Genomic DNA, 11,877 nt, shown 5'->3' with positions numbered 1-11,877 from the left:
GCCAGGCTTGCCGGCGACGGCGTCTTTGAAATCGCCTTCGCCGGCAAGCCTGGCTCCTACAGGTCAGTGGTGTGTCAGTACCATCACGCGATAGATTCGACGTGATGTGCAAACCCCATAAAAACAATAAAAGCTTGCTCAGAGATCGACTGCCATGGCCGCACCTGCCTCGCCGCTCTCCCACGACTCCATCATCCAGGACTCCTGGTCACGTTGCCGCGCGTTCGGGCTCGATCATCAGAGTGCCCCGGCATTCGACCAGCTACCGGCAGCGGACATCGCGCAGTTGCTGGAAAGCCAGCATTCATTGGTGCAGACCACCCATCAGGAAGTCCTGCCCTACTACGAGAACATCCTCAGCAATTCCAATTGCCTGATCATGCTCGCCGACAATCAGGGCCAGGTCCTGACCTCCTGGGGCACCCAGCGCTTCATCGAGCCGAGCCTGACCCGCGGCTTCAGCGCCGGCGCCAGCTGGATGGAGCGCTGCAGCGGCACCAATGCGATCGGCACCGCACTGGCCTGTGAGCAGGCGGTGCACATCGAGCACGATGAACACTTCCTCAAGGCCAACCGCTTCATGACCGGTTCCGCCGCGCCGATTTTCGATGCCGAACGCAAGGTCATCGCGGTGCTGGACGTGTCCAGCGACAGTTACCTGCCGCCGTCCCACACCCTCGGCATGGTCAAGATGATGAGCCAGACCGTGGAGAACCGGCTGATCCTCAACCTGTTCCATGGCCAGCACTTTCAACTGACGTTCAATACCGGGTTGAACAATCTCGACAGCCAATGGGCGGGATTGTTGATTTTCGATGAGACCGGCCAGGTGCTCTCAGCCAATCGCCGCGCCGACAATCTGCTGGGCATCAGCCTGTCGCGGGTCAGTGTCGAAAGCCTGTTCAAGGTCTCATTGCTGGAACTGCTGAATCAGCCGGACGGCCTGCCCTTCTCCCTCCAGGCGTCCGGGCGCAACCGCTTCCAGTGCCTGTTGAAGCGGCCGAAGCAGGCGCCGATCCAGGCAAGAATGTTCGCCGAGCCCGCCGTGGCGGCACCCGCACCCGCCGCGATCAGCCTCAATACCCTGCACTTCGGCGACAGCCGTGTGGAAAAAGCCGTGCGCCAGGCCGAGCGCCTGCTGGAGAAAGACATTCCGCTGCTGATCCACGGCGAAACCGGGGTCGGCAAGGAAGTGTTCGTCAAAGCGCTGCATCAGGCCAGTTCTCGCAGCAAACAACCATTCATTGCCGTCAACTGCGCAGCGATCCCCGCCGAACTGGTGGAGTCCGAGCTGTTTGGCTACGAGAAAGGCGCGTTTACGGGTGCCAATCAGAAAGGCAGCATCGGGCTGATTCGCAAGGCCGACAAAGGCACGCTGTTTCTCGATGAAATCGGTGACATGCCATTGCCGACTCAAGCCCGGCTATTAAGGGTTTTGCAGGAGCGCTGCGTGCAGCCGGTGGGCAGCAGCGAGCTGTTCCCGGTGGATATCCGCATTATCTCGGCGACTAACCGTTCGTTGCGCGAGCAGGTTCAGTTGGGACGGTTTCGCGAAGACCTGTATTACCGGATCGGCGGCTTGACCCTGGAATTGCCGCCGCTCAGGGAACGCAGCGACAAGCAGGCGCTGTTCAAACGCTTGTGGGAACAACACCGTGAACCGTCGCAGTGGGCCGGGTTGAGCCGTGAGGTGCTGGAGTTGTTCGGCCGTCATCCGTGGCCGGGGAATTTGCGCCAGGTCAGCAGCGTGATGCAGGTAGCGCTGGCCATGGCGGAAGAGCAACCGGTGCGGCCGGAGCATTTGCCGGATGATTTTTTTGTCGATCTGGAGATGGAACCGATCGAGGTGGATGAACCGTTGGCGGTTGATTTGAATGATGTGGAGGATTTGAATCGGCAGTTGCAGGCGGCTGGGGGGAATATTTCCCATCTCGCCCGGCGGTTGGGGGTTAGTCGCAATACCCTTTACAAGCGGTTGCGCCAGTCGGAATGATGGGGCATCCGCAGCGGCGGCGCCCGGTTTGAGACCATTCGCGGGCAAGCCTCGCTCCTACAGGGTCCGCGCCGTTCGCCAACACCGTGAACGACGCGGTCCCTGTAGGAGCGAGGCTTGCCCGCGAAGACGTCAGCCCTGTCACCGCTGAATCAATCCCACCCCAAAAACAAAAACCCGCACAAGGCGGGTTTTTTTTGTAACAAACGCAGCAATCAGTCAGCCAGACGCCAGGTCGTGCCACCCTTGCCGTCTTCCAGCACCACACCCATCGCGGTCAGCTGATCGCGAATACGGTCGGATTCCGCCCAGTCCTTACCGGCACGAGCCGCCAGACGCGCAGCAATCAGCGCATCAACCTCAGCCGCATCAACCCGCCCTTCGGCACCGGCCTGCAGGAAGTCATCGGCCTCAAGCTGCAACACACCCAGCACGCTCGCCAGTTCTTTCAGACGCGCCGCCAGACCGGCCGCCGCATCCAGATCGCTCTCGCGCAGACGGTTGATCTCGCGAACCATCTCGAACAGCACCGCGCAGGCTTCCGGCGTGCCGAAGTCGTCGTTCATCACCTGGGTGAAGCGCTCGACAAAAGCTTCGCCGCCAGCAGGCGCGACAGTCGGCAGGCCTTTCAACGCATGGTAGAAACGCTCGAGTGCGCCTTTGGCGTCCTTGAGGTTGTCTTCCGAATAGTTGATTGCGCTGCGGTAGTGGCTCGACACCAGCAGGTAACGCACGACTTCCGGGTGGTACTTTTCCAGCACGTCACGAATGGTGAAGAAGTTGTTCAAGGACTTGGACATCTTCTCGCCATTGATGCGAATCATGCCGCAATGCATCCACGCGTTGGCGTAGGTCTTGCCGGTGGCCGCTTCGCTCTGGGCGATTTCGTTTTCATGGTGCGGGAACTCAAGGTCGCTGCCGCCGCCATGAATGTCGAAGGTCTCGCCCAGGCAGCAGGTCGACATCACCGAGCACTCGATGTGCCAGCCCGGACGACCGTCGCCCCACGGCGATGGCCAGCTCGGTTCACCCGGCTTGGCGCCTTTCCACAGCACGAAGTCCAGCGGGTCCTGCTTGGACTCGTCGACTTCGATCCGCGCGCCGATGCGCAGGTCTTCGATCTTCTTGCGCGACAGCTTGCCGTAGCCCATGAACTTGGCGACGCGGTAGTACACGTCGCCATTGCCCGGTGCGTAGGCGTAACCCTTGTCGATCAGGGTCTGGATCATGGTCTGCATGCCAGCGATGTGATCGGTGGCCCGCGGTTCCATGTCCGGCTTGAGGATGTTGAGGCGCGCCTCGTCCTCGTGCATCGCGGTGATCATGCGCTCGGTCAGCACGTCGAACGGCTCGCCGTTCTCCTTGGCCCGATTGATGATCTTGTCTTCAATGTCGGTGATATTGCGCACATACGTCAGGTTATAACCGCTGAACCGCAACCAGCGGGTCACCAGGTCAAACGCGACCATGCTGCGGCCGTGGCCAATGTGGCAGTAGTCGTACACGGTCATCCCGCAGACGTACATGCGCACATTGTTGCCATCCAGCGGTTTGAATACTTCTTTGCTCTTGGTGAGCGTGTTGTAGATCGAAAGCACGTTAGAGGTTCCTTGAATCACTGGCCCCACGAATCACGCAAGGTCACGGTACGGTTGAATACCGGAGCACCTGGTTTCGAGTCCTTGATATCCGCGCAGAAGTAACCTTCGCGCTCGAACTGGAAACGGTCTTCCGGCTGTGCATTGCCCAGGGAGGGTTCAGCACGACAACCAGTGAGTACTTGCAGCGAATCAGGGTTGATGTTGTCCAGGAAACTGGCGCTGTCTTCGGCCTTTTCAGGGTTCGGCGAGCGGAACAGGCGATCGTACAGACGCACTTCGCACTCGACGCTGGCCGCGGCCGGCACCCAGTGAATCACGCCTTTGACCTTGCGGCCTTCAGGGTTCTTGCCCAATGTTTCCGGATCGTACGAGCAACGCAGTTCGACGATGTTGCCATCGGCGTCCTTGATTGCTTCGTCGGCACGGATCACATAGCTGCCGCGCAGACGCACTTCACCAGCCGGTTCCAGGCGCTTGTAGCCTTTTGGCGGCTCTTCCATGAAGTCATCGCGGTCGATGTAGATTTCACGGGCGAACGGCAGCTTGCGCACGCCGAGTTCTTCTTTCTGCGGGTGACGAGGCAGTTCGAGGTGATCGACCTTGTCTTCCGGGTAGTTGGTGATCACGACTTTCAACGGACGAAGCACGCACATGGCGCGCGGGGCGTTCGCGTCGAGGTCCTGACGGATGCTGAACTCAAGCATGCCGAAGTCAACCACGCCGTCGGAACGGTTGGTGCCGATCATGTCGCAGAAATTGCGGATCGACGCCGGGGTGTAGCCACGGCGGCGGAAGCCGGACAGCGTGGACATGCGCGGATCGTCCCAGCCATTGACGTGCTTCTCATCGACCAACTGCTTGAGCTTGCGCTTGCTGGTGATGGTGTAGTTCAGGTTCAGGCGGCTGAACTCGTACTGGCGCGGGTTCGCCGGCACCGGCAGGTTCTCGAGGAACCACTCGTACAGCGGACGGTGGCTTTCGAACTCCAGGGTGCAGATCGAGTGGGTGATGCCTTCGATGGCGTCCGACTGACCGTGGGTGAAGTCGTAGTTCGGGTAGATGCACCACTTGTCACCGGTCTGGTGGTGATGCGCATGGCGGATGCGATACATGATCGGATCGCGCAGGTTCATGTTCGGCGAAGCCATGTCGATCTTGGCCCGCAGCACACGTGCGCCGTCCGGGAACTCGCCGGCGCGCATGCGGGCGAACCAGTCGAGGTTTTCTTCGACGCTGCGATCACGGAACGGGCTGTTACGGCCCGGCTCGGTCAGAGTGCCACGGTATTCCTTGGCTTGTTCAGGGCTCAGGTCGTCAACATAGGCCTTGCCGGCCTTGATCAGTTCAACGGCCCAGTCGTGCAACTGGTCGAAATACTGCGAGGCATAGCGCACTTCGCCGGACCATTCGAAACCCAGCCATTTGACGTCGCTTTCGATGGCGTCGATGTATTCCTGGTCTTCCTTGGCCGGGTTGGTGTCGTCGAAACGCAGGTGGGTGACGCCGCCAAACTCCTGGGCCAGACCGAAGTTCACACAGATCGACTTGGCGTGACCGATGTGCAGGTAGCCATTGGGCTCAGGCGGGAAACGGGTGACGATCTGCGTGTGCTTACCCGAGTCCAGGTCCGCCTGGATGATCGGGCGCAGGAAATTGACCGGCACGGCAGGGCCGGTCTTGGAATTCGAGGTAGGGTCGACAGTGGGCTTGCTCATAGGATCCTTGAACGTACAAGTGCGCGGCCGGAACACGGGCCTGATAAAACAAAGCCGCTATCATAGCCGAAGCCGTCAAGTCGCTGACAGTACAGGCCCGAAAACGGCTGCATTTAATCGGATGCAAATGAAAAACAGCCTCGAAATTGGCGTCTGTCGCGCTAAACTGCGCACCTTGGCCGACATCGGCCGGACCGGTTGAGGGCTCGACAGCCCTGAAACCCACGAATTCCTATGAAAGAGTACCGATCATGACCCAAGTCAAACTGACCACCAACCACGGCGACATCGTCCTGGAACTGAACGCTGAGAAAGCCCCGATCACCGTGGCCAACTTCATCGAGTACGTTAAAGCCGGTCACTACGAAAACACTGTTTTCCACCGCGTCATCGGTAACTTCATGATCCAGGGCGGCGGTTTCGAGCCAGGCATGAAAGAAAAGAAAGACAAGCGCCCAAGCATCCAGAACGAAGCCGACAACGGTCTTTCCAACGACAAATACACCGTCGCCATGGCCCGCACCATGGAGCCGCATTCGGCTTCCGCCCAGTTCTTCATCAACGTCGCTGACAACAGCTTCCTGAACCAAAGCGGCAAGAACGTTCAGGGCTGGGGCTACGCAGTGTTCGGCAAAGTGACCGCCGGCACCGACGTTGTCGACAAGATCAAAGGCGTGTCCACCACCTCCAAGGCCGGCCACCAGGACGTACCAGCAGACGACGTGATCATCGAGAAAGCCGAGATCATTGAGTGATATTGCTGATTTCAGACTTGCATCTGGAAGAGGAGCGCCCGGACATCACCCGGGCGTTTCTGGATTTGCTCGCCGGACGCGCCCGCTCGGCGAGTGCGTTGTACATCCTCGGCGACTTTTTCGAAGCGTGGATTGGCGACGATGCCATGACGCCCTTCCAGCGTTCCATCTGCCAGGCCCTGCGCGACCTCAGCGACAGCGGCACGGCGATTTTTCTGATGCACGGCAATCGTGACTTCATGCTCGGCCAGGCCTTTTGCAAACAGGCCGGTTGTACGTTATTGAAGGATCCAAGTGTCGTGCAATTCAACGGCGAGCCGGTGCTCTTGATGCACGGCGACAGCCTCTGCACCCGCGACGAGGCTTACATGAAGCTGCGTCGTTACCTGCGCAACCCGATCACCCTGTTCATCCTGCGCCACTTGCCGTTGCGCACCCGCCATAAACTGGCGCGCAAACTGCGCAGCGAAAGCCGTGCGCAGACGCGGATGAAGGCCAATGACATTGTCGATGTCACGCCGGACGAAGTGCCACGGATCATGCAGGCCTATGGCGTGAAAACCCTGATCCACGGGCACACCCATCGCCCGGCCATCCACAAGTTGCAGATTGGCAATCAAGCGGCCAAGCGCATTGTGCTGGGGGATTGGGATCGCCAAGGGTGGGCGTTGCAGGTGGATGAGAGCGGGTTTGCGTTGGCGCCGTTTGATTTCCCGCCGACACCTGGACTTGCAATACAACACCTGTAGGAGCGAGGCTTGCCCGCGAAGGCGTCGTGTCAGTCAACATCAATGCTGAATGATCCGACGCCTTCGCGGGCAAGCCTCGCTCCTACAGGGATTCGCTCAATGGCCGGAGGCCGCGGGCCCGGCCTTTGCCGCGAACGGCGGTTTCGCCAGCCACACCAGCACGATCAACCCCATGAACGCCCACCCCAGCAACGTGAAGTAATCCACGGTGGAGAGCATGTACGCCTGGCTGGTGAGCACATGATCGAGCTGCGCATACGCCGGATTGTTCGCACCGCCCAGCGCATTCAGGGCCTCGCGGGTCGCCGGTTCGTAGGTGCTGATGCTCTCGCTCATGTACGCGTGATGCTGATCCGCCCGGCGAATCCAGATCCACGTGGTCAACGACGCCGCAAAACTGCCGCCCAGTGTCCGCAGGAACGTCGCGAGGCCCGCGCCATCGGCGATCTGGCTCGGTGGCAGGTCCGACATCAAAATGCTCAAGGTCGGCATGAAGAACAGCGCCACGCCAATGCCCATGAACAACTGCACCAGGGCGATGTGCTGGAAGTCCACTTCGTTGGTGAACCCGGCGCGCATGAAGCAGCTGAGGCCAATCGCCAGGAACGCCAGGCCTGCCAGTAGCCGCAGGTCGAACTTGTGCGCGTACTTGCCGACAAACGGCGAGAGGATCACCGGCAGAATCCCGATTGGCGCAACCGCCAGCCCGGCCCACGTTGCCGTGTAGCCCATCTGCGTTTGCAGCCATTGCGGCAGGATCAGGTTGATGCCGAAGAACCCGGCGTAACCCAACACCAGCACAATCGTGCCGATGCGGAAGTTGCGATACGCGAACAAGCGCAGGTTGACCACCGGGTGTTTGTCGGTCATTTCCCAGATCACGAACACCGCCAGCGCAATCGCGGAAATGGCCGCGCCGATGAGGATGAAATTCGATTCGAACCAGTCGAGGTCATTGCCCTTGTCGAGGATCACCTGCAACGCGCCGACACCGATGATCAACGTGATCAGACCGACGTAATCCATTGGCTGATAACTGGTCACCACCGGCCGCGCCTTGAGCTGCGAACGCACCACCATCACCGCGAAAACCCCGATTGGCACGTTGATGAAGAAGATCCACGGCCAGCTATAACTGTCGGTAATCCAGCCGCCCAGAATCGGCCCGGCAATCGGCGCCACCACCGTGACCATCGCCAGCAACGCCAGGGCCATGCCGCGCCTGGCGGGGGGATAGACCGCGATCAGCAGCGTCTGGGTCATCGGGTACAACGGCCCGGCCACCAGACCTTGCAGCACCCGAAAGCCAATCAGCTCCGGCATCGAGGTGGAGATACCGCAGAGAAACGAAGCCAGCACAAACAGGATCGTCGCCCACAGAAACAGTTTCACTTCGCCAAAGCGCCGACTGAGCCAGCCAGTCAGCGGCAGCGCAATCGCATTGCTCACCGCAAACGAAGTGATCACCCAGGTGCCCTGCTCCGAACTCACGCCCAGGTTGCCGGAAATCGTCGGCAACGCCACGTTGGCGATGGTGGTGTCGAGCACTTGCATGAAAGTCGCCAGCGACAGGCCGATGGTGCTGAGCAGCAGGCTGGGCGGGGTGAAAGACGCGTTATTGCTCATCGCGAATCCTTTGAAACCTGATGGGCGCTGCGCCCCTTACAGACGCAGCTGACCGTGTAGGAGCGAGCTTGCTCGCGATGGTGGTCCAGACAACGCGGGTATCCAGACAGCCGCGCGTTATCGTTGACATCCATCGCGAGCAGGCTCGCTCCCACAGGGTCGGTGTCATGGCGAATCAGCGTTGCGCGGTTTTGCTGACCGCTGCGCTGTTGTCGTGGATCAACTGCGTGATCATCGCGTCGGCCTCGGCCAACTGACGGTCGTAGACACTGGTGCTGAACGACGCCTTTTGCGGCGGCTGTTGCGCCAGCACCGGGCCGCTCTGGTCGCGCAGGTTCACATCGACCTGAGTCGACAGGCCCACGCGCAACGGGTGCTTGGCCAGCTCTTCGGCGTTGATGTGAATCCGCACCGGCACACGCTGGACGATCTTGATCCAGTTACCGGTGGCGTTCTGCGCCGGCAGCAGGGCAAACGCACTGCCGGTGCCAGCGCCGAGGCTGTCGATGGTGCCGCTGAATTTCACGTCGCTGCCGTACAGGTCAGCCTGGATATCCACCGGTTGGCCAATGCGCATGTCGCGCAATTGGGTTTCCTTGAAGTTGGCGTCGATCCACAACTGATCCAGTGGAATCACCGCCATCAGCGCGGTGCCCGGCTGGACCCGTTGACCGAGTTGTACCGAGCGCTTGGCGACGTAACCGGTCACCGGTGCAATCAGAGTGCTGCGGGAATGGTTCAGGTACGCCTGGCGCAATTGCGCGGCGGCCGACATGACGTCCGGGTGCGACGACACCACGGTGTCATCCACCAGGGCGCTGGTGGTTTTCAGTTGCTGTTTGGCGTTGGCCAGGGCGTTTTGAGCCGAGGTCAGGTCATCGCGAGCGTGGGACAGCTCCTCCTGGGAAATCGCCCCGCCCGCCGCGAGATTTTTCCGGCGGTTGAAGTTGTCCTGGGCCTTCTGCACTTCCGCCTGTTGGGCATTGACCTGGGCTTTCATGCCGTCGACGTTGCTGTACAAGCCGCGTACCTGACGCACGGTGCGAGCGAGGTTGGCCTGGGCACTTTGCAGACCGACTTCGGCGTCGTTCGGGTCGAAATTCACCAGCACCTGGCCTTCATGGACCAGGTCGCCGTCATCAGCGCCGATGCTCACGACGGTGCCGGTGACCAGCGGCGTGATTTCCACCACGTTGCCGTTCACATAGGCGTCGTCGGTGCTTTCGTTCCAGCGCCCGTAGAATTCGTGATAACCCCAGACGCCGACACCGGCGAGGACCACCACGATGGCCAGGACCACCAGCATGACTTTGCGTTTGCGCGGGTTGCTGGTGTCTGGACTGTTGTCAGCGGCTTGAATGTTTTGTGCAGTGGCCATGACCATTACCTTGAATTAGTTGTGCTGCGTGGCTGGGGTTGCGTTGGCCGCGGTCAGGGTTTCGCCCTGAAAACCGCCGCCCAGCGCCTGCATCAGTTGGATCGACAGGTCGATCTGCTCGGCATTCAGGTTGGCCAGCTGACGCTGGGCCTGGAGCAATTGCTGCTCGATGCTGAGCACGTCCAGGTAGTTGCCGATGCCGGAACCGTACCGCTGGACCACGGTGTTGTAAGAATCCTGGGCAATGTCGGTGGCGTGCTGCTGAGCGCCGATCTGCCGGCCGATGTCACGCAGCTGGTTGATGGTGTCGCTGACATCACCGAGGGCTTTCACAAGGCTTTTGTTGTACTGCGCAACGGCGAGGTCGTAATCGGCGTCGCGGGCATCGAGGTCGGCGCGCAGACGACCGCCGTCGAAAATCGGCAGGGAAATGGTCGGTGCGATGTTGAAGAAACGACTCGCCGAACCGAACATCGCGTCGCCCAGCAACGATTCGGCACCGGCCGCCGCGCTGAGGTTCAGGTTGGGATAGAACCGGGTCTTGCCGGCGTCGATGTTCTTGCTCGCCGCCTCGACCCGCCAGCGCGCGGCCACCAGATCGGGACGACGACCGAGCAACTCGGCGGGCAGGACCGACGGCAATGCGACGGCGCTGGCCTGAAGAATCTTCGGCCGGGCGATTTCGTTGCCGCGATCCGGGCCTTTGCCGAGCAAGACCGCCAAGGCGATTTTCGCGCTTTGCAGGCGTTTCTCGGCGTCGATCAGGCTGGCTTCAGACGTGGCTTCCAGGCTTTCGGTTTGCTGGAACTGGTACTGGCTGTCGATCCCGGAGCTCAGGCGACGCTGGCTCAGGTCGAGCATTTGCCGGGTGCGCTTGAGGTCTTCGTTGGCGAGGTCATAAACGATGTGCGCCTGCCCCAGATCGCTGTAGGCGCGAGCGACGTCGGCAGACAACGTCAGCTGCGCGGCCTGCTGATCGACTTCGGCAGCGCGGGCCTGGCCCAACGCGGCTTCCCAGGCGTCGCGCTGACCGCCCCAGAGGTCGAAGTTGTAATTGAAACTGGCGCCGATGTTGCGCACGGTGGAGTAGGCATCGCCCTCGCCCCTCGGGTCTTGATCCCGGGCCAGACGCGAACGGCTGACGCCGGCGCTGGCATCGAGGGTCGGCATCCGCGCAGCGTCGGCGGCATACGCAGCGGCGCTGGCCTGATGGGCGCGGGCGTCGGCGATCTGCATGTCGGGGCTGTCGTGCAGGGCTTCGCGAATCAGACCGTCGAGCTGCGGGTCGCCGAGGCTTTTCCACCAGTCGCTTTTCGGCCAGGCCGCAGGCGACAGGGTCACGCCGCTGAGGGATTGCCCGGCCTTGAGGTCTTTCGCATCGAGGCTTTTGCCTTCGGTGGTCAGGCCGCTGTAGCTGGCGCAACCGGCCAGGGTCATGGCCGCAAGCACCAGGCTCAGGCCGGCACGCAGGGTTTTGCTGCTCATTTGTCACCTACCCGCAGCAGCGTGATCGAGTCACCGGCTGCCACCAAAATTTTCTTCAGGATCTGTTCCAGGGTTTTCAGCTCATCCGGAGTGATCGCACCGGCCAGTTCGTTCATCGCGTCGGCGCCGATCACCGGCAAGCGGTCAGCCAACTGCTGGCCTTGCTCAGTCAACACAAGCTGCACCTGACGGCGGTCCGCTTCGGAGCGTTGGCGGGCGAGGAAACCTTTCTGTTCCAGACGATCGAGCATGCGGGTCATCGAACCGCTGTCGAGTGACAAGTGCCGGCACAGCTCGGCCGGGGTATCGACGCCGTATTGGGCGATGATGATCAGCACTTTGAACTGCGCGGCGGTGATGCCGTGGGGTTCCATGTGCGTGTCGATGATCCGGTCCTTGAGCAGCGCGGCGCGCCCGAGCAGGAGACCGAGATGGCAGTTCTTGAATTCGTCCGGGGTGAAATGTTTCATCTGACCACCAATTAGCTGCCTAGGCAGAGAATGTATGTCGAGATGTTACTGCCTAGGCAGCCAATGTCAACGTAATAGTTAGGTTGCTTTGTATTTGATGGATAA

9 protein-coding genes are annotated in these 11,877 nt (G+C 60.8%); 3 read left to right on the top strand and 6 right to left on the bottom strand.

From position 1 onward, the window contains the following. Window positions 1–154: 154 nt before the first annotated feature. A complete protein-coding gene (locus tag ACM6IO_RS21520; protein WP_414912197.1) occupies window positions 155–1,993 on the top strand; it encodes a sigma-54-dependent Fis family transcriptional regulator in 1,839 nt (612 codons plus the stop codon). 215 nt (window positions 1,994–2,208) lie between these two features. Here ACM6IO_RS21520 and cysS read toward each other — a convergent pair whose 3' ends face one another. Further along, entirely contained in the window at window positions 2,209–3,591 is a 1,383-nt protein-coding gene (gene cysS, locus ACM6IO_RS21515) for a cysteine--tRNA ligase (protein WP_008032770.1), read from the bottom strand. A 17-nt stretch (window positions 3,592–3,608) separates the two neighbouring features. Next, window positions 3,609–5,309: a glutamine--tRNA ligase/YqeY domain fusion protein gene (locus tag ACM6IO_RS21510; protein WP_192227324.1), complete on the bottom strand. Its 1,701-nt coding sequence runs from the start codon at window positions 5,307–5,309 to the stop codon at window positions 3,609–3,611. A 251-nt stretch (window positions 5,310–5,560) separates the two neighbouring features. On the opposite strand from ACM6IO_RS21510, the gene ACM6IO_RS21505 reads away from it, so the two are divergent. Further along, entirely contained in the window at window positions 5,561–6,064 is a 504-nt protein-coding gene (locus ACM6IO_RS21505; RefSeq protein ID WP_414912196.1) for a peptidylprolyl isomerase, read from the top strand. Further along, complete coding sequence (gene lpxH, locus ACM6IO_RS21500; RefSeq protein WP_414912195.1) at window positions 6,061–6,813, top strand: UDP-2,3-diacylglucosamine diphosphatase; 753 nt, start codon at window positions 6,061–6,063, stop codon at window positions 6,811–6,813. Before ACM6IO_RS21505 ends, lpxH begins: the two co-directional genes overlap by 4 nt. A gap of 96 nt (window positions 6,814–6,909) precedes the next feature. On the opposite strand, the gene ACM6IO_RS21495 is transcribed toward lpxH, so the two are convergent. The 4 genes from ACM6IO_RS21495 to ACM6IO_RS21480 all read right to left on the bottom strand — a co-directional run bounded on the left by ACM6IO_RS21495 (window position 6,910) and on the right by ACM6IO_RS21480 (window position 11,772). Then, complete coding sequence (locus tag ACM6IO_RS21495; protein ID WP_008032779.1) at window positions 6,910–8,439, bottom strand: DHA2 family efflux MFS transporter permease subunit; 1,530 nt, start codon at window positions 8,437–8,439, stop codon at window positions 6,910–6,912. 175 nt (window positions 8,440–8,614) lie between these two features. Continuing rightward, entirely contained in the window at window positions 8,615–9,817 is a 1,203-nt protein-coding gene (locus ACM6IO_RS21490) for an efflux RND transporter periplasmic adaptor subunit (RefSeq protein WP_223481267.1), read from the bottom strand. A gap of 15 nt (window positions 9,818–9,832) precedes the next feature. Beyond that, the gene (locus ACM6IO_RS21485; protein WP_008045129.1) at window positions 9,833–11,302 is read right to left on the bottom strand and encodes an efflux transporter outer membrane subunit; all 1,470 of its coding nucleotides are present in this window, start codon (window positions 11,300–11,302) and stop codon (window positions 9,833–9,835) included. Next, window positions 11,299–11,772, bottom strand: a complete 474-nt coding sequence (locus ACM6IO_RS21480) for a MarR family winged helix-turn-helix transcriptional regulator (protein ID WP_008032787.1) — start codon at window positions 11,770–11,772, stop codon at window positions 11,299–11,301. Before ACM6IO_RS21480 ends, ACM6IO_RS21485 begins: the two co-directional genes overlap by 4 nt. Between the last annotated feature and the right edge of the window lie 105 nt (window positions 11,773–11,877).

The organism is Pseudomonas sp. IT-P44 (genome assembly GCF_949768225.1).
Classification (GTDB): Bacteria; Pseudomonadota; Gammaproteobacteria; order Pseudomonadales; family Pseudomonadaceae; genus Aquipseudomonas; species Aquipseudomonas migulae.
This window is presented reverse-complemented; position numbering and strand designations above follow the sequence as displayed.